Below are 26,782 nucleotides of genomic sequence, written 5' to 3' on the forward strand. Positions count from 1 at the left end.
GTTGGACCAGCGGGATCGGCTGTTCTGGCTAACCTCCTCCTGAAGACTCTTGATCAGGAGGAGGGGCCGATGCGGCTTGCCGCGTTGTCGATGACGTTGTTGATGGCTCTCGCGGGCACCGCCACGGCGGACGAACGCGCGGACAGCCCGGTGGTGGGCAGTCCGGTGGTGGGCGGCCCGGCGGTGGACGACCGCGTGGCGGACGACCGCGTGGTGGGTGGCCATCGGGTGTCTATCGAGGACCACCCGTGGGTGGTGTACCTGACGGACTCCGGTGGCAACCAGTTCTGCGGCGGCACGCTGGTCGCGCCGACGAAGGTGCTCACCGCCGCGCACTGCGCGACCGCGCGCACGCCCAGGAACACACGGGTCGTGGTCGGTCGCGAGGACCGCAACGGCAGCGCGGGCAGGGTCGTGCGGCTGACCTCCATCTGGATCCACCCGGACTTCGCGGCGGCGGACCAGGGCGCGGACGTCGCCGTGCTGACGTTGCGCTCGCCGGTGGAGCAGACGCCCCTCCCGCTCGCCGGCCCGTCGGACGGCGCGCTGTACGAGCCGGGCACGAACGGCCTGGTGCTGGGCTGGGGGCGGACCAGCGAGCAGGGCGCGTTGTCGCGGTACCTGCTGGGCGCGACCGTGCCGGTGATGGAGGACGGGTACTGCCGGGACGCGTACCCGCAGTACGACCCGGACGAGATGACGTGCGCCGGCTACCCGGAGGGCGGCGTGGACACCTGCCAGGGTGACTCCGGCGGTCCGTTCGTGGCGGGCGGGAAGCTGATCGGCATCACCTCTTGGGGTGAAGGTTGCGCCCGCCGCGGCAAGCCGGGGATCTACGGCAAGGTCGCCGCCTACGCCGACGTGATCGAGGACCAGATCACGGCCTGATGTGGCGGTGTGCGGACCCTCGGGCCTCGGGGGTCCGCACACCGGAACTGGGAGGCGTCGGGCTGCCTAGAGCACGAGCCCGATCGACATGGTGAGGAACACCGCCGCGCACACCGCGTCCAACGCCGTGGTCACGCCGGGTCGGCGCAGCGAGCCGGCGACGCGCGCCGCGGCCACCACGATCGTCAGCTCCCACAGCGCGGCCAGCCCGAGGAACACCGCGGCGAGCATCCCGAGCTGGAACGCCGGGTCGCCCGCGCCGATGAACTGCGGCAGGAACGCCAGCGAGAACAGCAGCATCTTGGGGTTGGTGATGTTGGTCAGGAAGCCCTGCCGGAACGGTCGGGGCGCGACCGCCACCACCTCGCCGCCCGACCGCCGCAGCAGCCCGCGGGTGATCGACACGGCCAGGTAGAGCAGGTACGCCGCGCCGATCCAGCGCAGGCCGGTCAGCACGGCGGGGTAGCGGGCGATCACCACGCCCAGGCCCGAGATGACCAGCGCCACCTGCACGAAGGCCGCGGTGTGGATGCCCGCCAGCGCCAGCAGCCCGGCGCGCGTGCCGGACCGCATCGAGGTGCGCAGCAGCAAGAAGGCGTCCACGCCCGGGGTCAGCACGACCACCGCGCAGGCGATCAGGAACGCCGGCAGCTGGGTGAAGTCCAGGTGCATGGAAACCTCCCTCGTGATCCGGACAGACCGTCGTGATCTGCCTCACTGGCCGTTGAATCTTCGGCGCTAGAGCATCCTAACAACAGAATTTCCGGATTCCATCCCACGGTGACGCCCGTTGCGGCGGTCCGCTACGGTCGGTGCCCGTTCGGCCACACGTCGTAGGAGGGGTGCTCCATGCGCATCAGCGCGCCGGTCTTCGCCGTACTCGTGCTGATCCTGTCCGCGCTGCCGGCGGACGCCATCGTGGGCGGCCGGGAGGCGCCCGCGACGCCGTGGGCGGTGGCGTTGTTCGACGGGGGCGCCTTCTTCTGCGGTGGTGCCCTCGTCGCGCCGGACAAGGTGGTCACGGCCGCGCACTGCACGGTCGCGCGCACCGCGCTCGGCGTCCGCGACCGGCGGCCCGCCGACCTGACCGCGGTCGCCGGTCGCGCCGACCTGGACACCGGCGCCGGCCGGGCGGTGCGGGTGGCCGCGCTCTGGCGGCACCCCTCGTTCACCGACGTGTCCACCGGTCACGACGTGGCCACGCTCACCCTCGCCACGCCGCTGCCGTACCGGCCGATCCGGCTCGCCGACGCCACGTCCGGCCAGGCCACGGTCTACGGCTGGGGTCGGACCGGTGAGCTGGGCGCGCCCAGCCGACGCCTGCGCGAGGTGGACGTGCCGATCCGCGCGGACGCCGAGTGCGCCGCCGAGGTGCCCGACTACCGGCCGGGCGGGATGCTGTGCGCCGGCTACCCGGAGGGCGGCAAGGACGCCTGCGAGGGCGACTCCGGCGGACCGCTCACCGTGGCGGGCGAGCTGGTCGGCGTCGTGTCCTACGGGCGCGGTTGCGCCCGACCCGGCCAACCCGGCGTCTACACGCGGCTGAGCCGGTACCGGGACCAAATCTGAGACTGTGGTACCACAGTGGGGTGCGCTCACACCCCTACCCGGCGACGTTGCGCCGGCAGTGGTCGGCCGACCTGACGCCCGACCAGCTCTACGCCGTGCTCAAGCTGCGCTCCGACGTGTTCGTGGTGGAGCAGAACTGCGTCTACCCGGAACTGGACGGGCGCGACCTCGAACCGGGCACCCGCCACTTCTGGCTGGAGGCCGACGACTCACCCGAACCCCGGGCGTACCTGCGGCTGCTCGAGGAGCCCGGCGGCACGTTCCGCATCGGCCGGGTCTGCACGGCCCGCGCCGCCCGCGGCCGCGGCTACAGCCGTCGGCTGGTGGAGGCGGCGCTGGCCGAGGTGGGCCGGGTGCCGTGCGTGCTGGACGCGCAGACCTACGTGGCCGACTTCTACGCGTCGTTCGGCTTCGAGCCGCAGGGCGCGGAGTTCATCGAGGACGGGATACCGCACCTGCGGATGCGCCGGTCTCCGTGATCACCCGCACGGCGCGCTCGACGTCGCCCTCGGACAGGTCGGCGCGGGCGGTCAGGCGGAGCCGTGAGATCCGGTCGGGCACCGACGGCGGCCGGAAGCAGCCGACGACCACGCCCTGCGCGCGGCACGCCTCGGCCCAGTCGAACGCCGCCTCGGGCGAGGGCGCCTGCACGGACACCACGGCCGCGGTGGGCGTGCTGACCCGCAACCCGGCCTCCTTCAGCCGGAACGCGAGGTCCTGAGCCACCTCCAGCGCTCGCGCGGGCCGCTCCGGCTCGTCCCGCAGCACCTTCAGCGCGGCCAGCGCCGCCGCCGTGCCGGCCGGCGCGAGCCCGGTGTCGAAGATGAACGTGCGCGCGGTGTCCACCAGGTGCTTGATCACCCGGCTCGGTCCGAGCACCGCGCCGCCCTGCGCGCCCAAGGACTTGGACAGGGTCACCGTGGTCACCACGTCGGGCGACTTGGCCAGGCCCGCCGCGTGCACCGCGCCGCGCCCGCCCTCGCCGATGACGCCGAGCCCGTGCGCGTCGTCCACGACCAGCGCCGCGTCGTGCTCGCGGCAGGCGGCGGCGAGGGCGGCCAGCGGCGCCAGGTCGCCGTCCACGGAGAACACCGAGTCGGTCACCACCAGCGCCCGCCGCTTGCCGCGGGTGGCCAGGGCGTGGGTGACCTGGTCGACGTCGCAGTGCCCGGCGACCACGACGTCGGCCTTGGACAGCCGGGTGCCGTCGATCAGGGAGGCGTGGATGTGCTGGTCGGCCACGATCGCGGTGCCCGGACCGGACAGCGCGGTCAACGCGCCCAGGTTCGCCAGGTAGCCGGAGGAGAACACCAGCGCCGACTGCGCGCCGCAGAAGTTCGCGAGCTCGTACTCCAGCTCGGTGTGCAGCTCGGTGGAGCCGGTGACCAACCGCGACCCGGTCGAGCCCGCGCCCCAGCGCAGCGAGGCCGCCGCGGCGGCGCCCGTCACCCGCTTGTCGCGGGCCAGGCCGAGGTAGTCGTTCGACGCCAGGTCGAGGTTCGTCGAGTCGGCCGGGCGGGGTCGGACCCGGCGGGCGAGGCCTGCTTTCGCGCGGGCCTCGGCACGCGTGTCGATCCAGTCGAACACCGAGTCACCTGTGCGCACGCTCACGCCGGCAGTGTCGCATCCGGCGGCTACGGTGCCGGCGTGGACCTCTTCCAGCCGGAGCCTGCCGACCTGCGCTCGTTGCGCGAGAACGCGCCGGTCCACCGTGACGAGCGGACCGGCCTGTGGCTGGTGAGCCGCTACGACGACGTGCGTGCCGTGCTGGCCGACCCGCGCCGCTTCCACCCGGACAACGCGTTGACCGCGGTGGTCCCGATCGCGGGGCCGGTGCTGCGGGTGCTGGCCCGCGCGGGCTTCTCGCTGCCGCCGACGTTGGCCAACAACGGCACCGACACGCACGCCGACCTGCGCCGGTTGGTCGCCCGGTTCCTCACGCCGGCGCGGGTGGCGGCGGTGGGGCCGCGGATCGCGCGGCTGGCGGGGGAGCGGCTGGACCGGTTGGGCGGGCGGGCCGACCTGCACCCGGCCCTGGCCCGCGACCTGCCCGCGATCGTGCTGCTGGAGGTCATGGGCATCCGCGAGGTGGACGTCGAGGCGCTCAAGGCGTGGAGCACGGCGTCGTTGGAGCTGTTCTGGGGTGACGTCACGGTGGCGCGGCAGCACGAGCTGGCCCGTCCCGCCGCCGCGTTCCACCAGTGGCTGACGTCCCGGATCAAGGCCGCGGACCCCGGCGGCGACGACCTGTTCGGCGCGTTGCGCGCGCAGGGCGTGCCGATCCGGGACGCGGCCGGGCTCTGCTACTTCCTGCTGATCGCCGGGCAGGAGACCACCACCCAGCTGCTGTGCTCGGCGTTCCACGCGGTGCTGCGGGAGGACGGCCTGTGGTCGCGGCTGGGTGAGCCTGGCGTGGCCGCCGCGTGCGTGGAGGAGGTGCTGCGCCGCGACCCGCCGGTGAGCACCTGGCGGCGGGTGGCCGCCGAGCCGGTCACGCTCTCGGGGGTGGACGTGCCGGCGGGCGCGCAGCTGCTGCTGATGCTCGCGGGCAGCGGCTCGGACCCGGAGGTGTTCCCCGAGCCCGAGCGGTTCTGCCCGGCCAGGTCAGGCGCCCGCAAGCACCTGGCGTTCGGCTTCGGCAGGCACTTCTGCCTGGGCGCGGGCCTGGCCCGGCTGGAGGCCGAGGTGGTGCTGCGCGAGACCGCGCGCCGGTTCCCCGACCTGCGCCTGGCCTCGACCGACCCACCACCGATGCTGGGCCTGCTGTCGTTCCGCGCGCCGTTGCGGGTGGAGGTCGAGCTGGGACCGCGGCACGACTTCGAGCCGGCCCGGAGTTGATCGGTCGCCGAACGACACCGGGGTGACGACGAGCACGTCGACGAGGTGTCGCGCGACCCGGCCCCCGCTCGGCACGTGCCGGTGTGATCGTCCTCGCCCCGGCGGGACTTGGAGCGCGCCGGGCGAAGTGCGACGATGCCCAGGCTGTAGAGGGGGTGTGCGAGGAAGCCGGTGCGAATCCGGCGCGGTCCCGCCACTGTGACCGGACCGAGGAGCCGGGAGTCAGGAACTCGACCCCCGACTCATCGACCGGACACGGGCGTGGACACCCGAGGAAGGACACCGCCGCATGGGCGCGCGTTTCCCCTTTTCCGCTGTCGTCGGCCACGACGACCTCCGCACGGCTCTGCTGCTCAACGCCGTGCACCCCGGTATCGGCGGGGTGCTCGTCCGAGGTGAGAAGGGCACCGCGAAGTCGACCGTGGTGCGCGCGCTCGCCGCGCTGCTGCCGGAGCTGGACGTGGTACCGGGCTGCCGCTTCGGCTGCGACCCGGCCGCGCCGACCGACTGCCCGGACGGACCGCACGGCGCGGGTGCGCAACGGCGTCCGGCGCGGCTGGTGGAGCTGCCGGTCGGCGCGACCGAGGACCGGCTGATCGGCTCGCTCGACCTGGAACGCGCGTTGACCGAGGGCGTCCGCGCCTACCAACCGGGTCTGCTGGCCGCCGCGCACCGGGGCGTGCTGTACGTGGACGAGGTGAACCTCCTGCACGACCACCTGGTCGACCTGCTGCTCGACGCCGCCGCCATGGGCCGTGCGCACGTCGAGCGCGAAGGCGTATCCGTGTCGCACGCCGCGTCGTTCCTCCTGGTGGGCACCATGAACCCGGAGGAGGGCGAGTTGCGCCCCCAGCTGCTGGACCGCTTCGGCCTCACGGTCGCGGTGCGCGCCTCGCGGGACGTGCCGACCCGCACCGAGGTCGTGCGGCGGCGGTTGGCCTACGAAGCCGACCCCGAGGGTTTCGCCGCCCGCTGGGCGGAGACCGACCAGGACCTGGCGCGGCGGATCGTCGCCGCGCGCGACCGGCTCAAGGACGTCGTGCTGCCGGACGCCGAGCTGCGCCGCATCGCCGGGATCTGCGCCGCGTTCGAGGTGGACGGGATGCGCGCGGACCTCGTGGTGGCCCGCACGGCGACCGCACACGCCGCCTGGCGAGGTGCCGCGGAGGTGACCGAGGAGGACGTGGAGGCGGCCGTCCGCCTGGCGTTGCCGCACCGCAAGCGCCGCGACCCGTTCGACGAGCCCGGCTTGGAGGAGGAGCAGCTCGACGACGCCCTCCAGCAGGGCGCGGAGGCCGCCCGGGAACCCGAGGACGATCCCGAAGGCCCGGACGACCCCGAAGGCCCCGGCGACCCGGGAGGCCCGGACGACGGTGGTGGCTCGCCGCCACCCGGCGGGCCACCGGAGTCCACTTCGGACGGTCAGGGCAGGGGCCCGGCCGAGCGGTCGCACGCTCCCGCGCCCGCGTTCCGCGCCCGGCTGTTGGAGGTGCCCGGGGTCGGCGAGGGCGCGCCGGGCAAGCGGTCCCGCGCCCGCGCGCGCACCGGCCGGGTGGTCCGCTCGTCCACTGTGGACGGCACGGGCCTGCACGTCGTCGGCACGCTCGGCGCGGCGGCGCCCTACCAGGCCGCCCGCGGCCGCCGCGGTCCGGGACTTGAGCTGCGCGGCGCGGACCTGCGGCGATCGGTGCGCGAGGGCAAGGAGGGCAACCTCGTGCTGTTCGTGGTCGACGCGTCCGGCTCGATGGCCGCCCGGCAGCGGATGTCGGCGGTCAGCGGCGCGGTGATCTCCCTGCTCCGCGACGCCTACCAGCGGCGGGACAAGGTCGGGGTGGTGACGTTCCGGGGCCGCGAGGCCCAGGTCGCCCTGCCGCCGACCAACTCGGTCGACGCGGCGGCGGCCCGGCTGCGCGCCCTGCGCACCGGCGGCCGGACGCCCTTGGCCGACGGCCTCCTGCGCGCCCGCCGCGTGCTGGACGCCGAACGGGTCCGCGACCCCCGCCGCCGACCGCTGCTGGTGCTGCTCACCGACGGTCGCGCGACCGCGACCGGCACGGGCGGCGACCCGATGCGCGACGCGCTGCGCGCGGCCGGACTGCTGGCCGCCGACCGGGTGGCGTCGGTGGTGGTCGACTGCGAGCACGGCCCGATCAGGCTCGGCCTGGCGGCACGCGTGGCGGCCGCGCTGGAAGCGGCGTGCGTGCGCCTGGAAGAACTGTCCGCCGACCAGGTCGCCGGCGTCGTGCGCGCCGCCCGAGCCGCGTAGGAGCGTCGAAATGCCCCAAGGTCAACCAACCACCGTCCCGAACGACGGCCTCAGCACCCGGCAGCGCCGCAACCGACCGCTGGTCGTGCTGCACACCGGCGAGATGAAGGGCAAGTCGACCGCCGCCTTCGGCCTGGCGCTGCGCGGGTGGAACCAGGGCTGGTCCATCGGCGTCTTCCAGTTCGTGAAGTCAGCCAAGTGGAAGGTCGGCGAGGAGTCGGCGTTCCGCGCGCTCGGCCGGCTGCACGAGCAGACCGGCGAGGGCGGCCCGGTCGAGTGGCACAAGATGGGCGAGGGCTGGTCCTGGACCCGCAAGCAGGGCACCGAGGACGACCACGCCGCCGCCGCCCGCGAGGGCTGGCAGGAGATCTCCCGCCGGCTGGCCGACGCACGGCACGGCCTCTACGTGCTCGACGAGTTCACCTACCCGATGCACTGGGGCTGGATCGACGTGGACGAGGTGGTGGCGGCCCTGCGCGACCGGCCCGGCCACCAGCACGTGGTCATCACCGGCCGGCACGCGCCCGCGAAGCTGGTCGACGCCGCCGACCTGGTGGTGGAGATGACCAAGGTCAAGCACCCGATGGACGCGGGGCAGAAGGGCCAGAAGGGGATCGAGTGGTGAACCGGCTGGTGGTCGCCGCGCCCGCGTCGGGCAGCGGCAAGACCACCGTGGCCACCGGCCTGATGGCGGCGCTGCGCCGCGCGGGCGACCGGGTGGCACCGTTCAAGGTCGGCCCGGACTACATCGACCCCGGCTACCACGCGGTGGCCACGGGCAGGCCGGGCCGCAACCTCGACCCCGTCATGGTCGGCGAGCACCGGGTGGCGAGCCTGTTCGCGCACGGCGCCCGCGGCTGCGACCTGGCCGTGGTGGAAGGCGTGATGGGCCTGTTCGACGGGCGGGTGGACACCGAGGGCATCGGGTCCACCGCGCACGTCGCCAAGCTGCTGTCCGCGCCCGTGCTGTTCGTGGTCGACGCGCGCGGCCAGAGCCGCAGCCTCGCCGCCCTGCTGCACGGGTTCCGCGGCTACGACCCGACCGTGCGGCTCGGCGGCGTGGTGCTCAACCAGGTCGGCTCCGCCCGCCACGAGCACGTGCTGCGCGGCGCGTGCGCCGAGGTCGGGCTGGACGTGCTCGGCGTGCTGCCGCGCGACGACCGGTTCGCGCTCCCGTCCCGGCACCTCGGCCTGGTCACCGCCGCCGAGCACGGACCGGCGGCCGTCGCGGCCGTCGACGCCATCGCCGACGCGGTCGCCCGGCACGTCGACCTGGACGCGGTGCGCAGGCTCGCCGCCGAGGTGCCCGCGATGGCCGTGGCGACCTGGGACCCGCACGCCGAGGTCGAGGCGGTCCCCGGCGCGCCGACGATCGCCGTGGCGGGCGGTGCGGCGTTCACCTTCGGCTACGCCGAGCAGGTCGAGCTGCTGGCGGCGGCGGGCGCGGACGTCGTCGTGGTCGACCCGCTGCGCGATGAGACCCTGCCCGACGGCACGGCCGGCCTGGTGCTGCCGGGCGGGTTCCCCGAGCAGCACGCCGCCGAGCTGTCGGCCAACGACGGGCTGCGCGCCGCCGTCGCCGCCCTGGCCCGCGGCGGCGCGCCCGTGCACGCCGAGTGCGGCGGCCTGCTGTACCTGGCGAACTCCCTGGACGGCGCGCCGATGTGCGGCGTGATCGACGCCGAGGGCGTGATGACGTCCCGGCTCACCCTCGGCTACCGCGACGCCGTCGCGCCGCAGGACTCGGTGCTGGCCCGCGCGGGCTCCCGGATCACCGGGCACGAGTTCCACCGCACCGCGCTGAGCGTGGCGCACGGCGCGAAACCGGCCTGGCAGTGGCGCGGCCACGACCTGCGGCCGGTGTCCGAGGGATTCGTCCTCGGCCGGGTGCACGCGTCGTACCTGCACACCCACCCGGCGGCCGCGCCGGAGGCGGTGACCCGCTTCGTGCGGGCCTGCGCGAACGAGTCCGTGCGCTTCGAGGCCACTCGTTAGTGGATCGTGCTCGCGCGGTACGGTCCTTGCCCACCAAGCCGAACACGTCGTGGGGAGCAGTTGTGATGACTGGTCGGGTCTCCTTCGTGGGTGCCGGTCCCGGCGCCGCCGATCTCATCACCGTCCGCGGCGCGAAGCGGATAGCCGAGGCCGACGTCGTGCTGTGGGCGCCCAGCGTGATCGAGGTGGAGTGCGTGCGCGAGCACGCCCGCCCGGACGCGGAACTGGTCGACTTCTCCCGGGTCGCCGAGGCCGACGTGGTCGAGGTGTACCGGCGGGCGTCGGCGGGCAAGCTCAGGGTCGTGCGGCTGCACGCGGGCGACCCGTCGCTGTGGAGCGGCCTGCGCGACCAGCAGGACGCGTGCCGCCGCCTCGGCCTGGAGACCGACGTCGTGCCCGGCGTGTCGCAGGTGTCCGCCGCGGCGGCGTCGGTCGGCCGCGAGCTGACCACCTCGGGCCTCGCGCAGTCGTTGCTGCTGGTCGGGCCCGAGACCGCCGAGCACGTCGAGGAGTTCGCCGCGCACGGCACCACGATGGCGATCTCCGCGTCCGGCGCGCGTGCCGGCCTGCTGGTCGAGCGGCTGCGCGCGGGCGGTTACGCCGATGACACACCGGTCGTGGTGGCGTACAAGGTCTCCCTGCCCGACGAGACGGTCGCGCAGACCACGGTGGGCGAGCTGGAGGCGTGCGTCAAGGAGCACAAGCTCTACCGCACCACGTTGTTCCTGGTCGGCAAGGTGCTCGCGGCGCCCGCGTCGCGCCGCCGTGCGCCGGTGGTCGAGGGTGACGAGCCGGCGCGCGGGCCGCGGCCGTCGAAGTGGGCCAAGCGGGCGCACCGCCCGGTGGTGAGGTCGTCGGTCGGCGAGTCGCCGTCGGCCGCGGCGGCGTGGTCGGCCGTGCACGACTGGCAGGAGACGGCGCGCACCAAGCGCTCCGGGCAGTCGAGGCCGAAGGCGCCTGCCGACGAGCCGGTGCTGGAGCTGGTCCAGGACGTGCCCGACGTGTCGAGCCAGGACGTGCCGAACCAGGCCGTGTCCGACCGAGAAGGGCCGGACCAGGGTGGGACGGCGGGTGCGGGCGTCGAACCGGCGGCCAGGCCGAAGCCCAAGCCCGTGGTCGCCGCCGCCGCCAAGCGCAACCCCGCCACCGTGCGGGCGAGCACGACGCCGCGCAAGCCGGTCGCCTCGCGGACCAAGAAGAACAAGCGCGTGAACTGACATGGACGTCGTCGCGCTGCACCGCTTCGTCACCGAGGCCGGTCGGTCCTGGGACGAGGTGACCGTCGTGGACGCGGCGGCGCTGGGCCTGCCGCACGCGGTGAACGTGTGCCGGGCGCGGCCCGCGGTCGTCGTGTCCGGCGCGGACCCGGCGGAGCTGGCCCGCGGGCTGGCCGGGTGGCGGCGGTCCCTCGTGGTCTCCTCCGCCGCCGGTCTGTCCACCGTGGACCCGGCCGACGCGGTCGCGCGGCCGTGGGCGGACGCCGGCGCGATCCTGTGCCTGGCCGAGCAGAACTTCGCGCCCGCGGGCGAGGGCTGGGCGCTGCCGGACGACGACTTCGCGCACCGCGACGGCATGGTCGCCGTCGCCGAGGTGCGCGCGCTGGTGCTGGCCCGGCTCGCACCGCGCCCCGGCGTGCTGGTGTGGGACGTCGGCGCGGGTCCCGGCGCGATCGGCGTCGAGTGCGCCCGGCTCGGCGCGGCGGTGGTCGCGGTGGAGCGCGACCCGGTGCAGTGCGTGCGGATCATCGCCAACGCCTCCGCCCACGGCGTGGACGTGCGCGTGGTCGAGGCCGAGCTGGACGCGGCGGGCGAGCTGCCCCGGCCGGACGCGGTGTTCGTCGGCGGCGGTGGCGCGGACGTGGTGCGGCGCGGCGCGCGGTCCGGTGCCCGGCGGGTCGTGGTGGCGACCCCCGACCTGGACCGCGTCCTGCCCGCCCGGGACGCGTTGCTGGACGCGGGCTACGAGGTCGAGGGCAGCCAGCTGGCCGCCGCGCGGCTGACCGGCGGCACGTTGCTGGCCACCAACCCGGTGACCGTCGTGTGGGGGGTGAAGAAGGCGTGATCGGGGTGTTCGCCGCGGGCGAGCGCGGGCGGCGGGCCGCGGTCGAGCTGGCCGGGTTCCTCGGGCCGGACGCGGTGGTGCCGGACGGCCCGGTCGGGCCCGCGTTGCGCGCGCTGTGGCCCCGGCTGGGGTCGGCGGTGTTCTTCCTGGGCACGGGTGCGACCGTGCGGCTGGTCGCGCCGCTGCTGCGGGACGAGCGCGCCGATCCGGGCGTGGTGTGCGTGGACGGCGGGTTCGCCGTGTCGCTGCTGGGCGGCGCGGACGCGTTGGCCGAACGGGTCGCCGACGTGCTCGGCGCGCGGGCCGTGCTCACGTCGGCGGCCGTGGACTCGCCGTTGGACGAGCTGGTGGAGCTGCTGGACGCCACCGTCGAGGGTGACCTGGCCGGGTGCGGCGAGGCGGTGCGGCTGGGCGAGCCGGTGTCGTTGGCCAACCCGCTCGGTTTCCCGCTGCCCGCGCTGCCCGACAACGTGGTGGCGGGCCACGGGCACGACGCGGCGTGGACGGTGCTGGTCGACGACCGCGTGCCCAAGGGGCCGCCGAACGACCACGTGGTGCGGGTCGTGCCGCGCACGCTCGTCGTGGGCGTGGGGTCGAGCACCGGCGTGTCCGCGGCGGCGGTGTCGGCGGCGTTGGCGCAGCTGGAGGAGAAGCGCGGGCTGGACCTGCGCGCCATCAGGGCGTTCGCCACGCTGGACCGCAAGGTCGCCGAGCGAGGCATCGCGGACGCGTTGGAGGACTGGGGTTTCTGGCACGACTCGACCACCGCGCCGCTGCTGTCCTACCCCGGCGAGGAGCTGGCCGTGATCCCGGTGCCGAACCCGGCGGAACTCGCCATCGGCATCCCCAGCGTGGCCGAGGCGGCGGCGTTGCGCGGTGCGGTGGAGCTGTCCGGCGGCGGCCGGGTGGAGATCGCGGCGGAGAAGGTGAAGGGCGTCGGGGTGACCGTCGCCGCCGCCCGCGTGCTGCCCCGCGGCCGGTTGGCCCTGGTGGGCCTCGGTCCGGGCGACGCGGACGAGCGCACGCCGCGCGCCGAGGCGGAGTTGCGCCGGGCGGCGGTCGTGGTGGGCAGCGCCGAGTGCGTGGCGCAGGTGCGGCACCTGCTGCGGCCGGGCACGCGGGTCGCGGCGGACGGCGCGGTGCGGCTGGCCGAGGCGGGCGCGGCGGTGGCGTTCGTGGACGCGGGCGCCGGGCCGGTTGTTGCCGGGCCGATTCGGGCCGATGTCATTCGCGTGACCGGTGTCACTAGTCAACTGTGAAGTTGCGAGGGACCGTCGAAAGGCGGTTGTCGCGTCCGTCGTCTTGGTCCTAGCTGGAGGTGCGCCCGCTCCGGGGCGCCCCTGCACTGGAAGGATCGACATGGCGAAAACCCTGCGTCGCCTGTTCACCGTCCTGGCCACGACGGTGGCCGCGATCGGTCTGATGACCGTCGCGCCCGCCTCGGCCGAGACGTCCTCCGACACCGGTGTGTCACCGTTCATCGTCGGTGGCTCGCGCGTGTCCACCAGCACCTACCCGTGGGTCGTCTACCTGGCCACCAGCACCGGCGGCCAGTTCTGCGGCGGCACGCTGGTCAAGGCCAACAAGGTCGTCACGGCCGCGCACTGCGTGAGCGGCCGCAGCGCGTCGAGCACCCGCGTGGTGCACGGCCGGGACGACAAGCAGAGCACGGCGGGCACCGTCGCCACGGTGAGCCGGATCTGGGTGCACCCCAGCTACCGGACCGCCAGCTCCGGCTACGACGTCGCGGTGCTGACCCTCGGCACCAACATCAGCTCGACCTACCTGCCGCTGGCCACCCCGTCCGACACCGCGCTGTACGCGGCGGGCACGAGCGCGCGGATCTACGGCTGGGGCACCACGTCCTCGGGCGGCTCGGCGTCGCGGTACCTGCTCGGCGCGACCGTGCCGGTGACCTCCGACGCGACCTGCCGCACGGCCTACTCCAACTACAGCAACACCTCGATGGTGTGCGCGGGCTACCCGCAGGGCGGCGTGGACACCTGCCAGGGCGACTCGGGCGGCCCGCTGGTCGCGGGCGGCAAGCTCATCGGCGCCACCTCGTTCGGTCGGGGCTGCGCGCTGGCCGGTTACCCCGGCGTGTACGCGCGGATCGCGGCCTACTACTCCGTGATCACCGCTCAGCTGTAGTCACCCGCGACGTGCCCACGACCGGGTGGTTCCCGGTCGTGGGCACGTTCGGCGGGTTCGATCCGGTGACATGCGCCGACTACTCGTGACGATGCTGGTCCTGCTGTTCGCCGCGCCGGGCGTGGCCTCCGCGTCGGGCGTGCTGCACTCGTGCACCACGTCGGTCGACGGGCACACGGCCTCGGGGCAGTGCGAGGGCGGCGGGTCGTTCCGCCTGCTCGCCTCCTGCGAGGACGGCTCGACCGCCCGGAGTTCCTGGCTCACCTTCACCAACGGCATCGGCAAGACGAAGATCCGCTGCCGGTCGAACGCCCTGGAGGCGTGGATCGAGCAGGGGTAGCCGCTCGCGGCGGGTTCCCGTGATGTGAAGCACCCCGGTTGGACAGGACATGTCTGGTGTGGATGCTTCTACCCATGCACGGTGAACAGCACTACCTCGTGGGCCTGGACCTGACCGGTCGACGCGTCGTCGTCGTGGGCGGCGGCACGGTCGCGCAGCGCAGGCTGCCCAGGCTGGTCGCGGCGGGCGCGCGGGTGGAGGTGATCTCGCCCGAGGTCACCCCGGCGGTCCAGGGCATCGTCGACGGCGGCGAGGCGACCTGGCACGCCCGCGAGTACGCCGACGGTGACCTCGACGGCGCCTGGTACGTGCTGGCCTGCACCTCCTCGCCCGAGGTCAACGCCAGGATCACGGCGGACGCCGAGCAGCGCCGCGTGTTCTGCGTGCGCGCCGACGTGGCCGTGAAGGGCACCGCCGTGACGCCGGCGGTCGGCGAGCACGACGGCCTGCTGATCGGCGTCCTCGCGGGCGGGCAGCACCGCCGTTCCGCCGGGGTGCGGGACGGGCTGCTCTCCGCGTTGCGCGACGGTTCCCTGGCCGACCACCACGACCAGCCGGCGGGCGTGGCGCTCGTCGGCGGCGGCCCGGGCGACCCCGACCTGATCACCGTGCGCGGGCGCAGGCTCCTCGCCAGGGCCGACGTGGTGGTGGCCGACCGGCTCGCGCCGCGCGAACTGCTGGACGAGCTGCCGCCGCACGTCGAGGTGGTGGACGCGGCGAAGATCCCGTACGGACGTGCCGCGACGCAGGACTTCATCAACACCACGCTGGTCGACCACGCCAAGGCGGGCCGGTTCGTGGTCCGACTCAAGGGCGGTGACCCGTACGTGTTCGGCCGGGGCTTCGAGGAGCTGATCGCGTGCGCCGAGGCGGGCGTGCCGGTCACCGTCGTGCCCGGCGTCACCAGCGCGTTCGGCGTGCCCGCGCTGGCGGACGTGCCGGTGACGCACCGGGGCGTGGCGCACGAGGTGGTGGTCGTGTCCGGGCACGTCGCGCCGGACGACCCCAGGTCGCTGGTCGACTGGTCGGCGCTGGCGAGGTTGAGCGGCACGGTCGTGATCCTCATGGGGGTGGAGCGGGCGGCGGCGTTCGCGGACGCCCTCATGGCGGGTCGTCCGGGCGACACCCCGGTGTCGGTGATCCAGGAGGGCGGCACCCGCACCCAGAAGGTCGTGCGGTCCACGTTGGCGTCCCTGGCCGCGGACATCGCCGAGCACGGCATCCGCCCGCCCGCGATCATCGTTGCGGGACCGGTTGCCGCACTGGCGGGGCAGCTGCCGCCGCGCTCCTGAGCGCCCACCCCGCCCCGGCGGCGACGACCGCGACGAGCCCGCCCAGCGCGGCCCACGTCGTGCCGCCGGGGTGGACCAGCGCCTCACCCCGCATCGCCTGCCAGACCAGCAGCGCGAACAGCCCGGCGTACCCGAGCGCAGCCACGCCGATCAGCCGGGTGCGGGCGCGTTCGGCCACCCCCAGCGCGGCCACCCCCAGCGCCAGCACGACCATCACCTGCAACCCGTGCATGCCGAAGAAGTGCGGCACGCGCAGGTCGCCGCCGGTGGTGCTCCACCCGGTGAGCGGCAGGCCGGGACCGCCGTCGGGCACGCCGACGCTGTGCCCGGCGACCAGCTCGACCTCCCGGCCGGCCGCGTCCACCGCGGTGTACTCGTTGCGCTGGAACACCATCAGGTAGCCCGACGACATGCCCGCGATCGCCAGGTACAGCCCGCCGCGCACGGCCCACCGCACGTCGCGCCGCCCGAACCGCTGGAACGACAGCACCAGCGCCGGCACCACGTTGGCCAGGAACATCGCCGGGATCGCGGTGCCGAAGCTGACCTGGAGGAACTGGTTGAGCGGGTCGTCGGAGGTGTTGTAGTGGGTGAACATGCCGCGCCCGGCCTGGACCGCGATCAGCCCGACCTCCACGAACATGATCACCGCGATGAACGTGGCGGCCCCGGCCGTCCACCTCCGCCCCCGGTGCGGCAGGGAGAGCATCCAGGACAGCGTCGCCGAGTAGACCGCCAGCGACACCGCGAACTTGAACGGCTTCGCCCACGGCGACGCCCCCTGCAACACCCGTCCGTCCAGCAGCATCGCCACCGCGAACCCCACCGCGCCCACCGCCATCACCACGGCCAACCACAGGGTGGGCCGGTGCCAGGTCTTCGTCATGGGACCAGCCTCGCCGGGCGCACCACCAAGATCACTGGTGCTGTCCCCGCACTCCGAGGTAGGGCAGGCCATCCCCCGCGTCCGGGTGGGACAATGGGGGACGAGGCCCGGACGCGGCGGCGGGCCGCGCGGAACGGGGTCGGCGTGGCGGTGTGGGTTCGGCTCGCCGGGGTGGGGCTGGCCAAGGTGCGGTTCGCCTACTCGCCGGTGTTCGAGACCGTGATGGCGGTCGACGGGTTGCGCACACCGGGCGCGCACGCCGTGCACCTGCCGTGGGTGCGGTGGGCGCGGGACCGGGTCGACGGGATCGCCGGCCTGGACACGTTGCTGGCCCGGTTGGAGGGTCCGGCGAAACCGGCCGACCTGATGCCGGTGCCCGACGTGCGGATGCCCGACCTGGACGCCGAACTGCGGCAGGTCGCGCGGCCGGAGGCCGACGTCATCCGGCGCTGCCACGACCTGCTCATCGCGCCGCACTGGAAGCGCATCACCGCCGTCCTCGAAGCCGACATCGCGGCGCGCGCGGCGACCCTGGCGGACAAGGGCGTCGAGGCGGTGTTCCACGACCTGCACCCCGAGGTCACGTGGGCCGACGGCGAACTGGTCCTGCACCGCAAGCCCGAGCACCGGGTCGACCTGGCCGAGCGCGGTCTGGTGCTGTGCCCCAGCGTGTTCTGCTGGCCGAAGGCGTGGATCGCGCTCGACCCCGTCGGCCAGGGCGTGCTGCGCTACCCGGCGCGCGGCATCGGCACGTTGTGGGAGGACCGGGAGACACCGCACGACCTGGCCGCGCTGATCGGCCGCACCCGTGCCCACCTGCTCACGTTGCTCGAAGCGCCGAGGAGCACGACCGACCTGGCGGCGGCGCTGGGCGTCACGGCGGGGGCGGTCTCGCAGCACATCGGCGTGCTGAGGGCGGCCCGGCTGGTGACGACGCGGCGTGAAGGGCGGCACGTCCTGCACATGCGCACCACCCGGGCCGACGCGCTCCTGGGCTAGGTGCGCCGCCCGGATCGCCGCGTCGTCGTCTCGGCGGATCCTCGACGCGGGCTGTGGCTCCGGCACGGTGTCTGGTTGCACTACCTGGAGGACTGGACGGGACCGCTGGCCGAGTTGCGGTGCGTGCTGAAGCCCGGCCCCGGAAGCCCGTGACCTCTTCCCGGACGAATTCGCACCGTTCCCGTCCGGGGCCTTCCTGGGCTTCCTGTTCTTCGTCCTGGAAGCCGCCTGACTGTCCAACATCCGAGGGCTAGGGCCTGTCCTCAAAGCCAGATGAGCAGTGTGGCGAGGTCGAGCATGGCTCGGTAGGAGGTGGCGGTCTTGTCGAAGCGGGGTGGCGATGGCACGGAACTGCTTGAGCCGGTTGAAGCAGCGTTCGACCACGTTGCGGCGTTTGTAGGCGGTGCGGTCGAAGGCCGGTGGGCGTCCGCCGGCCCGGCCGCGTCGCAGCCGGTTGGCCTGCTGGTCGCGGCGTTCGGGGATGGTGGCCGGGATGCGGCGTCGGCGCAAATGGGAGCGGATGGCGCGGCTGGAGTAGCCCTTGTCCGCGATCACCCGGCTCGGCCGCGTGGCGGGCCGCCCCGGTCCGGGTCGGTCGAACCGGATACCGGCCATGACCTGGGTGACATGGTGCAGTCGTTGACGTTGCCGCCGGTCAGGACGATCGACAGGGGTCGGCCGTGGCCGTCGCAGGCGAGGTGGATCCTGGTGGTGGGTCCGCCGCGCGAGCGGCCGATGGCATGATCACCTGGCTCGCTGTGCCCGCCGCACGACCCGACCGCCCCCTCTGTGGGACACGGTCGTGCGGCCGGCGCCGGCGGCGTGCTGATGAGCGCGCACGATGCCGGAGTCGACGGCGACCTCGCGGTCGAGTTCGTCGATCGCCTCGGCGATGACGCGGACCTTCGCCACGAGTGCGGTGAGGGTGCCGTTGCGCGACCATCGCCAGAACCGGTTGTAGACCGTCTTCCACGGCCCGTAGCGTTCGGGCAGGTCACGCCAGGCAATCCCGGTCTTGGCCTTGAACGGCATCCCGTTGATCAGCCTGCGGTCGTCCACCCGAGGACGGCCTGTCGCCCCCGAGACGGGCAGTAAGGGCTCGACGACCTGCCACTGCTCATCGGTCAACTCATGCCTACGCACCACGACCCAAGATCAAAGCAGATTAGGACTACCCGCTTTGAGGACAGGCCCTAGGCCCGACAGCCGGGGGCGAGGCAGAGCCCCGTGAACGGCAAAGCAGGAGTCCCCGCCAAGGGGACCCCTGCTTTTATGCTGCCACGGGGGTCTGACAATTTTTGGTGTCAGACCCCCGTCAGACGACGAACTGTGGACTAGTGCTGCGGCACCCGGCGAGGCCGGCCCGAGCCCGCGCCACTGCGGTCGCGGTCGAAGCGGCCGCCGCGGAAGCCGCCGCCGGTGCCGCCGCTGCGCCGAGGACCGCCGCCACCGCCGCCGCGACGGGCGCGGACCGGGACCTCGGGCTCGATGACGGGGATGCCGCTCGGCACCCGCGCGCCCGTGATGCGGACCAGTTCCTCGTCACCCGGACGGACCTTGGTCGTGGTGGGGCGGATGCCCGCGCGCGACGTCAGGCCCTGGACCGCGCGCCGCTGGTCGTGCGTGACCAGCGTGACGACGGTCCCGGACTGGCCGGCCCGCGCGGTGCGCCCGGCCCGGTGCAGGTAGTCCTTCGGGTCGGCCGGCGGGTCGACGTGCACGACGAGGCTCACGTCGTCCACGTGGATGCCGCGCGCCGCCACGTCGGTGGCGATCAGCACCGGCATGCTGCCCTCGCGGAACTGGCCGAGCACCCGCGTGCGCGCGCTCTGCGCCTTGCCGCCGTGCAACGCACCGGCGTGCACGCCCATCGACCGCAGCTTCTTGGCCAACCTGTCCACGTGGTGCTTGGTGCGCACGAACATGATCGTGCGACCCTCGCGCGCCGCGACCTCGGTCACCACGTTCTGCTTGTCCTCGGCGGACACGAACAGCAGGTGGTGCTCCATCGTGGTGACGCTGCCCGTGGGCGGCGACACCGAGTGGACCACCGGGTCGTGCAGGTACTGGCGCACCAGCTTGTCCACGTCGCCGTCCAGCGTCGCGGAGAACAGCAGCCGCTGCCCGTCCTGCGGCGTCAGGTCGAGGATCGCCCGGACCTGCGGCATGAAGCCCATGTCCGCCATCTGGTCGGCCTCGTCCAACGCGGTGAACATGACCTCGGACAGGTCCGCCGTGCCCTGCCGGACGTGGTCGGACAGCCGACCCGGCGTGGCGATCAGCAGGTCGACACCACGGCGCAGCGCGTCGACCTGACGCGGGAACGACGTGCCGCCGACGACCGTGCGGCACCACAGGCCCAGCGATCGGGCGAACGGGTTGAGGGCTTCCTCGACCTGCATCGCCAGCTCACGGGTGGGCACCAGCACGAGCGCGCGCGGCTTGAGCGGCTTGGCCCGACCACCGGTCAGGCGGGACAGCAGGGCCAGGCCGAACGCCAGCGTCTTGCCGGAGCCGGTCTGGCCACGCCCGAGCAGGTCGCGGCCGGCCATGGCATCCGGCAGCGTGGCGGCCTGGATCGGGAACGGTTCGGTGATGCCCGCCTGTTCGAGCGCGCGCAGCAGCTCGTCGGACAGGCCCAACTCGGCGAACGAGGGCAGCGGGCCCTCGGGCATCGTGCTCTCGACGTGGTCGGGAATGGTGGTCGTCAGCTCCACGCTGGAAGCGGGACGACGGTTGCCCTGGCCTGGGCGCCTGTTACTGCGGGGCTTGCGGAACTGCGGGCGCTCGGAACGGCCTTGGGACATTGTCGGCAAAACAAACCTCCGGGACACGGCACGTCTCGAGGATTGCTCTGCTTGAGCAGGCGCGATCGCGGGGACGGGCCCGGCGCGCGGATCGCGCCGATAGTGGTTGGGAAGCACCACCGGCCACTCTGGCGGCCTGGGGCACGCAGCGGCGCCACCGGGCGGTGCACCACTCAGTCTAGCCGATCACGGGCCGGAGTTCGTCATCCCGGCGGTGTTCTCGCGCACACGGGTGGCCGTCCGGACGATCGAGTGAGTCGCACCGATGATCTTGAAGAACCGAGAAACCGCACGTGGCGAGGGGTGTGCGGAACTTCCGATCCGCTCGGGCCGAGGCGGCTCCCACCAGCTGAACGGGGCAACGAACGGTCGGCGCGGTGCGCACCGGGCGGAAGGACTTCGACTTCCCGCAGGTGCTCGTGGGCCGCCGCGCCGGTTCGTCGCGCACGAGCTCCGGGCCGACGTCGACCCGGAGCTCGTGCGCGCCCTGCCGTCCTACCGCCGGCCGCCGACCGGCGAGGCCCGCTCCGCACGGGCCGCCGGCGACCTCGTCCGGCCGATGCCTACGCCGAACGGGTGACCACCGGTCACCGCAGACCGGCCAGGTCGAGCAGCATCTCGGTGGTGTCGCGCGGCTCCGCCAGCTCCGGCGGGAGGCCGCGCGCGGTGAACCAGCCGGCCACGTTGCGCACGTCCCGTTCCAGGAACTCCGGCCCGCGCGGGTTCGCCACCAGGTCCACCACCTGCGGCAGGTCGATCACGACCAGCCGCCCGTCGTGCACCATCAGGTTGAACGCCGACAGGTCGCCGTGCGCCAGCCCCACCGACGCCATCACGCCCAGCGCGTCCACCAGCTGCCGCCACAGCCCCAGCAGCTCGTCCGGCTCGGGCCGCAGCTGCGCCAACCGGGGCGCGGCCGCGCCGTCCGTGCCGACGAACTCCAACAGCAGCTCGGTGCCGTCGCGCTGCACCGGGTAGGGCACCGGGGCGCCCGACTGCCACAGCGTCGTCAGCGCGGCGAACTCGGCCACCGCCCACCGCTCGGCGATGAGGTTGCGGCCGAACGCGCTGCGGTTGGCCATCGCGCGCATCTCGCGCGAGCGCCGCATCCGCCTGCCTTCGAGGTAACCCGCGTCCCGGTGGAACAGCCGGTGGTCGTTGCTGCGGTACCGCTTCGCCGCCAGCAGGCACGACCGGTCGGTGCCGGGCATCGCGCGTTCCAGCAGGAAGACGTCAGCCTCCTTGCCGGTCTTCACGATCCCCAGCTCGCGGTCCACCGCGGCCAGGTCGGTGACCAGCCAGTCCGGGTGCGGTTTCGGCCCCTGGTCGGCATCGCCCCAGGTGGACCACCGGTCGCCGTCCTCGGGGACGTCCGCCGCGGCGGCGTCCTCACGCATCTGGGCGAGGCGGTCCTTGGCCTCTTCGGTGAGCCGGCCACGACGGCCGGGCTCGATGTCGCCGTCACCGCGCGCCGAGGCCTTCTTGGCCTTCTTGGCCCGCCACCTCAGGTCGTCGGCGTGGTCGAAGTCGGATTCGAGTTCTGCGTGCTGCTCGTGCTCGCGCACTGGATGAGCTCCAGGTGAAGTGGGGTGGATCGCCCCCACCGGCGCGGTGTGGTCCTTCGCGCGGGTTCGCGTCAGGCGAGAGGGGCGAGCGGACGGGTCGGTGCCACGTCCCGGACAGCTGTCGCCATCTGGCACCTCCTCGACTCCGCCGTGGTCTGCCACCACCGGCGCTGTGCGCGTACCGGCACAGGTTGCCCGGCGCCCGGGCACGGTCGCAACCGAATTACCGCGTCTCCACGCGGTAGCTGGTGCGCTGCCCCAACCAGGCCGCGGCCAGCTGGGCGATCACCAGCGAGTCGTGCCGCAGCACGCGCTCGTCGTGCCACTGCGAGGCCCTGGGCGCGGCGGCCAGCATCCGCTGCCGGGCCGTGCCGCTGAAGTCCACCAACGCCGCCACCGCCTCCTCGACCTCGACCGGCGTGAGCGGTCGAGGTGCGGCGGTGTCCGGCAGGGAGGGCGCGGCGTCCGCGAACGTCGCCGTGGTGCCCAGGTCGCGGGCGAGCTGGTGCTCCACCGACTCCGCGTTGAGCTGCCGCTGCCGCCAGGTCGGGTCGACCAGGGCCAGGCGCAGCCCGAGCAGCCGGGCCAGGCACAGCCCCGCCCACACCCGCTTCAAGGCCTCCGGGGCGTCCAGCGCGTCGGTTCGCAGGTCCTCGGTGATACCCCGCAGCTGCGCGGGGGTGACCGCGTCGGGGTGCGTCGCGCCGGGTGTGTCGCCGGGTGTGTCGGGGCTCACCCGGTCATTCTGTCACTACCCTCACGACTGGTGACAAACCACTGCGCTGCGTCACGCAATTGGCGGCCGGCGGTGTGCGAACGACCGTCGGTAATCCTTTGGCGGCACGCCCACCACCGACGTGAAGTGGTGGCGCAACAACGCGGCCGTGCCGAAGCCGGCGCGGTGGGCCACGTCCTCCACGGTGAGCTGCGTCTCCTCCAGGAGCTGACGGGCGCGCAGCACCCGCTGGACGGTGAGCCAGCGGTGCGGGGTCGTGCCGGTCTCGGCGGCGAAGCGGCGGGCGAACGTGCGTTCGGACATGGTCGCCTGCTCGGCCAGGCTCGCGATGGTGTGCTCCTGGTCGAGCCGGTCCTGCAACCAGGCCAGCAGCGGCTGGAGGCTGTCGGCCTGGTGCGGCGCGGGCAGTTCCACGAACTGGCGCTGCCCGCCCTCGCGCTGCGGTGCGACGACCATGCGGCGCGCGATGGTCGCGGTGACGGCCGCGCCGAGCTCGCGGCGGACCAGGTGCAGGCACGCGTCGATGCCCGCGGCCGTGCCCGCGCTGGTGACGATGTCGCCCTCGTCCACGAACAGCACGTCCGGGTCGATCTTGGCGTGGGGGAAGCGCTCGGCGAGCGCGGTGGCGTGGTGCCAGTGGGTGGTGCAGCGGCGGTCGTCCAGCAGGCCTGCCGCGCCCAGGACGAACGCGCCGCTGCACACCGACAGCAGCGTGCTGCCCCCGCGGTGGGCTTCGCGGATGGCTTCGAGCACGAGCGGCGGGTACTCGTCGCGGATCTTCACGGCCGGGACGGCCACCAGGTCGGCCCGGCCGAGCGCGTCGAGGCCGTGGTCGGGGGTGAGCGACGCTCCGACGCTGGTGCGCACGGGTTCGCCGGGGCGTTCGCCGCAGACCAGGAAGTCGATCGGCGGCACGCCGTCCTCGGTGCGGTCGACGCCGAAGACCTCGCAGATCACGCCGAACTCGAACGGCGCGAGGCCGTCGATGACCACGGCGGCAACGGAGCGGAGCATGACGCCACCGTACTTGGCAGGATTTTGATGCACAACGGCACAGCTGCCAATTGTGGCGGTTTCTTGTGCATCGCATAGTTAGCGCCATGACAGCGATCCTCTTCGCCCTGACCGTCCTGGCCCTGGTCGTCTACGGCCTGGAGCGCAACCACCAGCGCCGAACCCGCCTGGGCTCCGCCCTCGTCGGCAGCACCGACGTGGAGGACCGGGACGTGCGGCGGGTGGCGGCCGACCTGCGGGCCGCGTCCGCGCACGCCACCGCCGACCGCGCCGCGCACCGCCGCCCGGCGGCACCCGTCCGCTCGATGCGCCCGGCCCGCTCGGTCTGACCTGCTCCGGCGGTGCGCTAGACGACCAGGTCGGCGGTCTTGGCCCCGGTCGGCTCCACCCGCAACCCGGCGCGGACCGCGACCTTGATCAACCCCTTGAGGTCGGTCGGCTCCGACCGCGACCGCACGATCGCCTGCGCGAGCCGACCCTTGTGGGCCTTGTTGAAGTGGCTGACCGCGTTGCGGCGGCCCTTCGCGTCCTCGGTGACGACGCGGATCACGGCGGCGTGGGGGATGCGGGCGAGCGAGGTGTACGGGCTCGACCGCAGGTCGACCACGAACTCGTCGACGGCGGCCAGCACCGGTTCGAGCGCGGGTCGCCACAGACCGCCCAGCGGTCCGACGGATGGCAGCACGCTGCCGCCGGACAGCCGGTACGCGGGGATCGGGTCACCACCGCCGACGACGCCGAACAGCGCCGACGCCACCGCGAGGCGTGCGGCGGCGCGGGACTTCTCGGTCTTGGTCAACGAGTCGAGGGCCAACGCGTCGTACAGCACCCCCGTGTACCGCGCGAGGGCGGGCAGCGTGGGCGACCGGCGCAGCTCGGCGTTGCGCCCCACCTCGCCCGCCTGCCGTTCGGAGAGCCCGAGCACGGCCAGGCTCGCGGGGACGTCGGCGGCGAGGTCGACCAGGGCGTCGACCAGCTTGCCGCGCACCGGGGTGAGTTCCGGGTGCGACAGCCGGTCGAGGTCGAGCGGCGCGCCGGAGCCGCCGAGGGCCTTGGTCTCCGACGGGGGGAGCAGTACCAACACGACGGGCAAGCCTAGGCGGTCCCGGTGCCGACGGCTCCCGCCCCGGAGCCCGCGGTCAGCCCACCTGGCCGACGCAGAACTGGTTGCCGTCCGGGTCCGCCAGCACGGTCCAGGTCAACCCCGGCACGGTGTGCTCCGCGATCTCCGTCGCGCCCAGGCCGACCAGCCGTGCCACCTCGCCCGCGCGGTCCTCGACGTGGGTGTCGAAGTGCACCCGGTTCTTGCCCGGCGTCGGGTCGTCGACCCGTTGCAAGCCCAGTTGCAGCCCGCCCTCACCCACCGGGGCGAGGATCAGGAACTCGCCCCAGTCGTGCTGCACCGACGTGCCGAGCGCCTTGGTCCAGAAGTCCGCCAGCCGGTGCACGTCGGCGGTGTCGATGGTGATCATGCCGATGGTGAAGGTCATGGACCGGCACGCTAGACCCGACCACCGACAATTCCCGCCGACGTCCACCGCCGCCACCTCAGGCGGAACCCGTTGGAACTGATCAGGGGCCGTTCACTACCCTTCTCGGACAACCCGCCCACGAGGAGCGCCCACCGTGATCACGAGGATGTCGTCGCTGTTCCTGCGCACCCTGCGCGAGGACCCGGCCGACGCCGAAGTACCCAGCCACAAGCTGCTGGTCCGCGCCGGCTACGTCCGCCGCGTCGCACCGGGCGGTTACTCGTGGCTGCCGCTGGGGCTGCGGGTGCTGCGCAACATCGAGCAGGTCGTGCGCGAGGAGATGGACGCCTTCGGCGCGCAGGAGATCCAGTTCCCCGCGCTGCTGCCGAAGGAGCCCTACGAGGCGACGAACCGGTGGACCGAGTACGGCCCCAACATCTTCCGCCTCAAGGACCGCAAGGGCGCCGACTACCTGCTCGGCCCCACCCACGAGGAGCTGTTCACGCTCACCGTGAAGGGCGAGTACTCCTCCTACAAGGACTACCCGGTCACGCTCTACCAGATCCAGACCAAGTACCGCGACGAGGCGCGCCCCCGCGCGGGCATCCTGCGCGGTCGCGAGTTCGTGATGAAGGACTCCTACTCCTTCGACCTCACCGACGAGGGCTTGGCGCGGTCCTACCGGCAGCACCGCGACGCCTACATCCGCATCTTCGACCGGCTGGGCATGGAGTACGTGATCGTCTCCGCCACGTCGGGCGCGATGGGCGGCTCGGCGTCGGAGGAGTTCCTGGCGGTCGCGCCCAACGGTGAGGACACCTTCGTCCGCAGCACGGAGTCGGACTACGCGGCGAACGTCGAGGCCGTCACCACGCCCGCGCCCGCCGAGCAGGACCCGGCGACCCGGCCCGAGGCGCAGGTGCACCACACGCCGAACACGCCCACCATCGAGTCCCTCGTCGCCTTCCTCAACGCCAACACCGACCGCACCTTCACCGCCGCGGACACCCTGAAGAACGTCCTGGTGAAGACGCGCAAGCCCGGTGCCGAGGCGTGGGAGCTGCTGGCCGTCGGCCTGCCCGGCGACCGCGAGGTGGACCTCAAGCGGCTGGAGGCGGCGGTCGAGCCCGCCGAGGTGGCGATGCTGGAGGAGGCGGACTTCGCCCGCAACTCCTTCCTGGTCAAGGGCTACATCGGCCCGGCCGCGCTGCAGGCCAACGGCGTCCGGTACCTGACCGACCCCCGCGTGGTGCGCGGCACGGCGTGGGTGACCGGCGCCGACAAGGCCGACCACCACGTGGTGGACCTGGTCGTCGGCCGCGACTTCACCCCCGACGGCACGATCGACGTGGCCGAGGTCCGCGAGGGCGACCCTTCGCCCGACGGCAAGGGCGTGCTGGTCGCCGCGCGCGGCATCGAGATCGGGCACATCTTCCAGCTGGGCCGCAAGTACGCGGACGCGTTCTCGCTGGACGCCCTGGGCCCGGACAGCAAGCCGGTCCGGATCACCATGGGTTCCTACGGCATCGGCGTGTCGCGCCTGGTCGCCGCGATCGCCGAGCAGAGCCACGACGAGCGCGGGCTGATCTGGCCGCGCAACGTCGCGCCCGCCGACGTGCACGTGGTCGTCGCGGGCAAGGACGAGACGCTGCTCGCGGGCGGCGAGAAGCTGGCGGGCGAGCTGTCCGCGGCCGGTCTGACGGTGCTGCTGGACGACCGCAAGGCGAGCCCGGGCGTGAAGTTCGCCGACGCCGAGCTGATCGGCGTGCCGACCATCCTGGTGGTGGGCCGCGGCCTGGCCAACGGCGTGGTCGAGGTCAAGGACCGCCGCACCGGCGACCGCGAAGAGGTCGCGGTCGACGACGCCGTGCAACACCTGCTCCGGGTCGTCCGGGGCTGACCG

General features: G+C 73.7%; 25 protein-coding genes, 1 pseudogene and 1 riboswitch. Of the genes and pseudogenes, 16 read left to right on the forward strand and 10 right to left on the reverse strand.

Annotated features, from left to right (window positions below):
* The first annotated feature begins 69 nt into the window (after positions 1-69).
* Positions 70-888: a S1 family peptidase gene (locus ACYVLT_RS20775; protein ID WP_461121832.1), complete on the forward strand. Its 819-nt coding sequence runs from the start codon at positions 70-72 to the stop codon at positions 886-888.
* A gap of 66 nt (positions 889-954) precedes the next feature.
* On the opposite strand, the gene ACYVLT_RS20780 is transcribed toward ACYVLT_RS20775, so the two are convergent.
* Positions 955-1,560, reverse strand: a complete 606-nt coding sequence (locus ACYVLT_RS20780; RefSeq protein WP_461121833.1) for a LysE family translocator — start codon at positions 1,558-1,560, stop codon at positions 955-957.
* Between the two features lie 177 nt (positions 1,561-1,737).
* On the opposite strand from ACYVLT_RS20780, the gene ACYVLT_RS20785 reads away from it, so the two are divergent.
* Both ACYVLT_RS20785 and ACYVLT_RS20790 read left to right on the forward strand, forming a co-directional pair.
* Positions 1,738-2,457, forward strand: coding sequence for a serine protease (locus ACYVLT_RS20785; RefSeq protein ID WP_461121834.1), 720 nt, complete (start codon positions 1,738-1,740; stop codon positions 2,455-2,457).
* A 20-nt stretch (positions 2,458-2,477) separates the two neighbouring features.
* Positions 2,478-2,936, forward strand: coding sequence for a GNAT family N-acetyltransferase (locus tag ACYVLT_RS20790; RefSeq protein ID WP_461121835.1), 459 nt, complete (start codon positions 2,478-2,480; stop codon positions 2,934-2,936).
* Here the strand turns inward: ACYVLT_RS20790 and ACYVLT_RS20795 are convergent.
* Positions 2,890-4,068 (reverse strand): 8-amino-7-oxononanoate synthase, encoded by a 1,179-nt coding sequence (locus ACYVLT_RS20795; protein ID WP_461121836.1) that lies wholly within the window; start codon positions 4,066-4,068, stop codon positions 2,890-2,892. The two genes, ACYVLT_RS20790 and ACYVLT_RS20795, sit on opposite strands and share 47 nt — an antisense overlap.
* Positions 4,069-4,104: 36 nt before the next feature.
* Between ACYVLT_RS20795 and ACYVLT_RS20800 the strand changes: the two genes are divergently transcribed.
* The 10 genes from ACYVLT_RS20800 (at position 4,105) to cobA (ending at position 15,400) form a co-directional block, all read left to right on the forward strand.
* A complete protein-coding gene (locus ACYVLT_RS20800; protein WP_461121837.1) occupies positions 4,105-5,295 on the forward strand; it encodes a cytochrome P450 in 1,191 nt (396 codons plus the stop codon).
* 161 nt (positions 5,296-5,456) lie between these two features.
* A riboswitch (cobalamin riboswitch) is annotated at positions 5,457-5,527 on the forward strand.
* 57 nt (positions 5,528-5,584) lie between these two features.
* Complete coding sequence (locus tag ACYVLT_RS20805) at positions 5,585-7,561, forward strand: putative cobaltochelatase (RefSeq protein WP_461121838.1); 1,977 nt, start codon at positions 5,585-5,587, stop codon at positions 7,559-7,561.
* A 10-nt stretch (positions 7,562-7,571) separates the two neighbouring features.
* Positions 7,572-8,186: a cob(I)yrinic acid a,c-diamide adenosyltransferase gene (cobO, locus tag ACYVLT_RS20810; RefSeq protein ID WP_461121839.1), complete on the forward strand. Its 615-nt coding sequence runs from the start codon at positions 7,572-7,574 to the stop codon at positions 8,184-8,186.
* The gene (locus tag ACYVLT_RS20815) at positions 8,183-9,556 is read left to right on the forward strand and encodes a cobyrinate a,c-diamide synthase (RefSeq protein ID WP_461121840.1); all 1,374 of its coding nucleotides are present in this window, start codon (positions 8,183-8,185) and stop codon (positions 9,554-9,556) included. Before cobO ends, ACYVLT_RS20815 begins: the two co-directional genes overlap by 4 nt.
* Positions 9,557-9,621: 65 nt before the next feature.
* Positions 9,622-10,773, forward strand: coding sequence for a cobalt-precorrin-4/precorrin-4 C(11)-methyltransferase (locus ACYVLT_RS20820; protein ID WP_461121841.1), 1,152 nt, complete (start codon positions 9,622-9,624; stop codon positions 10,771-10,773).
* Between the two features lies 1 nt (position 10,774).
* Positions 10,775-11,617: a bifunctional cobalt-precorrin-7 (C(5))-methyltransferase/cobalt-precorrin-6B (C(15))-methyltransferase gene (locus ACYVLT_RS20825; protein ID WP_461121842.1), complete on the forward strand. Its 843-nt coding sequence runs from the start codon at positions 10,775-10,777 to the stop codon at positions 11,615-11,617.
* The gene (locus ACYVLT_RS20830) at positions 11,614-12,876 is read left to right on the forward strand and encodes a cobalamin biosynthesis protein (protein ID WP_461121843.1); all 1,263 of its coding nucleotides are present in this window, start codon (positions 11,614-11,616) and stop codon (positions 12,874-12,876) included. Before ACYVLT_RS20825 ends, ACYVLT_RS20830 begins: the two co-directional genes overlap by 4 nt.
* Before the next feature lie 100 nt (positions 12,877-12,976).
* Positions 12,977-13,768 (forward strand): S1 family peptidase, encoded by a 792-nt coding sequence (locus ACYVLT_RS20835; protein WP_461121844.1) that lies wholly within the window; start codon positions 12,977-12,979, stop codon positions 13,766-13,768.
* A gap of 70 nt (positions 13,769-13,838) precedes the next feature.
* Positions 13,839-14,108: a hypothetical protein gene (locus tag ACYVLT_RS20840; RefSeq protein WP_461121845.1), complete on the forward strand. Its 270-nt coding sequence runs from the start codon at positions 13,839-13,841 to the stop codon at positions 14,106-14,108.
* 74 nt (positions 14,109-14,182) lie between these two features.
* A complete protein-coding gene (cobA, locus tag ACYVLT_RS20845) occupies positions 14,183-15,400 on the forward strand; it encodes a uroporphyrinogen-III C-methyltransferase (protein WP_461121846.1) in 1,218 nt (405 codons plus the stop codon).
* Here cobA and ACYVLT_RS20850 read toward each other — a convergent pair.
* Positions 15,345-16,286 carry a hypothetical protein gene (locus ACYVLT_RS20850; RefSeq protein WP_461121847.1) on the reverse strand — a complete coding sequence of 314 codons (942 nt, stop codon included), beginning with the start codon at positions 16,284-16,286 and terminating at the stop codon, positions 15,345-15,347. The two genes, cobA and ACYVLT_RS20850, sit on opposite strands and share 56 nt — an antisense overlap.
* Before the next feature lie 93 nt (positions 16,287-16,379).
* On the opposite strand from ACYVLT_RS20850, the gene ACYVLT_RS20855 reads away from it, so the two are divergent.
* Entirely contained in the window at positions 16,380-17,285 is a 906-nt protein-coding gene (locus ACYVLT_RS20855; protein WP_461121848.1) for an ArsR/SmtB family transcription factor, read from the forward strand.
* Between the two features lie 263 nt (positions 17,286-17,548).
* On the opposite strand, the pseudogene ACYVLT_RS20860 reads toward ACYVLT_RS20855, so the two are convergent.
* The 5 genes and pseudogenes from ACYVLT_RS20860 to ACYVLT_RS20880 all read right to left on the reverse strand — a co-directional run bounded on the left by ACYVLT_RS20860 (position 17,549) and on the right by ACYVLT_RS20880 (position 23,407).
* Positions 17,549-18,431: pseudogene (locus ACYVLT_RS20860) on the reverse strand (IS5 family transposase).
* Between the two features lie 188 nt (positions 18,432-18,619).
* Positions 18,620-20,092: a DEAD/DEAH box helicase gene (locus ACYVLT_RS20865; protein WP_461121849.1), complete on the reverse strand. Its 1,473-nt coding sequence runs from the start codon at positions 20,090-20,092 to the stop codon at positions 18,620-18,622.
* A gap of 587 nt (positions 20,093-20,679) precedes the next feature.
* On the reverse strand, positions 20,680-21,600 hold the full coding sequence (locus ACYVLT_RS20870; protein WP_461122257.1) for a serine protein kinase RIO: 921 nt from the start codon (positions 21,598-21,600) through the stop codon (positions 20,680-20,682).
* A 280-nt stretch (positions 21,601-21,880) separates the two neighbouring features.
* Positions 21,881-22,393, reverse strand: coding sequence for a hypothetical protein (locus ACYVLT_RS20875; RefSeq protein ID WP_461121850.1), 513 nt, complete (start codon positions 22,391-22,393; stop codon positions 21,881-21,883).
* Positions 22,394-22,444: 51 nt separating this feature from the next.
* Positions 22,445-23,407: a helix-turn-helix domain-containing protein gene (locus ACYVLT_RS20880; RefSeq protein WP_461121851.1), complete on the reverse strand. Its 963-nt coding sequence runs from the start codon at positions 23,405-23,407 to the stop codon at positions 22,445-22,447.
* An 86-nt stretch (positions 23,408-23,493) separates the two neighbouring features.
* Between ACYVLT_RS20880 and ACYVLT_RS20885 the strand changes: the two genes are divergently transcribed.
* A complete protein-coding gene (locus ACYVLT_RS20885) occupies positions 23,494-23,736 on the forward strand; it encodes a hypothetical protein (protein WP_461121852.1) in 243 nt (80 codons plus the stop codon).
* A 17-nt stretch (positions 23,737-23,753) separates the two neighbouring features.
* Here the strand turns inward: ACYVLT_RS20885 and yaaA are convergent, their stop codons facing one another.
* Both yaaA and ACYVLT_RS20895 read right to left on the reverse strand, forming a co-directional pair.
* The gene (gene yaaA / locus ACYVLT_RS20890) at positions 23,754-24,491 is read right to left on the reverse strand and encodes a peroxide stress protein YaaA (protein ID WP_461121853.1); all 738 of its coding nucleotides are present in this window, start codon (positions 24,489-24,491) and stop codon (positions 23,754-23,756) included.
* A 55-nt stretch (positions 24,492-24,546) separates the two neighbouring features.
* Positions 24,547-24,897, reverse strand: a complete 351-nt coding sequence (locus ACYVLT_RS20895) for a VOC family protein (protein ID WP_461121854.1) — start codon at positions 24,895-24,897, stop codon at positions 24,547-24,549.
* A 136-nt stretch (positions 24,898-25,033) separates the two neighbouring features.
* Between ACYVLT_RS20895 and ACYVLT_RS20900 the strand changes: the two genes are divergently transcribed.
* Entirely contained in the window at positions 25,034-26,779 is a 1,746-nt protein-coding gene (locus ACYVLT_RS20900; protein WP_461121855.1) for a proline--tRNA ligase, read from the forward strand.
* Positions 26,780-26,782: the final 3 nt, after the last annotated feature.

It is taken from the genome of Saccharothrix stipae (assembly GCF_054781895.1).

Coding starts and splice junctions, on each gene's coding strand:
- ACYVLT_RS20880 (WP_461121851.1), bottom strand. CDS start 23,407: ATGCTCCGCTCCGTTGCCGCCGTGGTCATCGACGGCCTCGCGCCGTTC.
- ACYVLT_RS20820 (WP_461121841.1), top strand. CDS start 9,622: ATGACTGGTCGGGTCTCCTTCGTGGGTGCCGGTCCCGGCGCCGCCGAT.
- ACYVLT_RS20885 (WP_461121852.1), top strand. CDS start 23,494: ATGACAGCGATCCTCTTCGCCCTGACCGTCCTGGCCCTGGTCGTCTAC.
- ACYVLT_RS20775 (WP_461121832.1), top strand. CDS start 70: ATGCGGCTTGCCGCGTTGTCGATGACGTTGTTGATGGCTCTCGCGGGC.
- cobO (WP_461121839.1), top strand. CDS start 7,572: ATGCCCCAAGGTCAACCAACCACCGTCCCGAACGACGGCCTCAGCACC.
- ACYVLT_RS20780 (WP_461121833.1), bottom strand. CDS start 1,560: ATGCACCTGGACTTCACCCAGCTGCCGGCGTTCCTGATCGCCTGCGCG.
- ACYVLT_RS20895 (WP_461121854.1), bottom strand. CDS start 24,897: ATGACCTTCACCATCGGCATGATCACCATCGACACCGCCGACGTGCAC.
- ACYVLT_RS20835 (WP_461121844.1), top strand. CDS start 12,977: ATGGCGAAAACCCTGCGTCGCCTGTTCACCGTCCTGGCCACGACGGTG.
- ACYVLT_RS20825 (WP_461121842.1), top strand. CDS start 10,775: ATGGACGTCGTCGCGCTGCACCGCTTCGTCACCGAGGCCGGTCGGTCC.
- cobA (WP_461121846.1), top strand. CDS start 14,183: ATGCACGGTGAACAGCACTACCTCGTGGGCCTGGACCTGACCGGTCGA.
- ACYVLT_RS20785 (WP_461121834.1), top strand. CDS start 1,738: ATGCGCATCAGCGCGCCGGTCTTCGCCGTACTCGTGCTGATCCTGTCC.
- ACYVLT_RS20855 (WP_461121848.1), top strand. CDS start 16,380: ATGGGGGACGAGGCCCGGACGCGGCGGCGGGCCGCGCGGAACGGGGTC.
- ACYVLT_RS20850 (WP_461121847.1), bottom strand. CDS start 16,286: ATGACGAAGACCTGGCACCGGCCCACCCTGTGGTTGGCCGTGGTGATG.
- ACYVLT_RS20805 (WP_461121838.1), top strand. CDS start 5,585: ATGGGCGCGCGTTTCCCCTTTTCCGCTGTCGTCGGCCACGACGACCTC.
- ACYVLT_RS20840 (WP_461121845.1), top strand. CDS start 13,839: ATGCGCCGACTACTCGTGACGATGCTGGTCCTGCTGTTCGCCGCGCCG.
- ACYVLT_RS20865 (WP_461121849.1), bottom strand. CDS start 20,092: ATGTCCCAAGGCCGTTCCGAGCGCCCGCAGTTCCGCAAGCCCCGCAGT.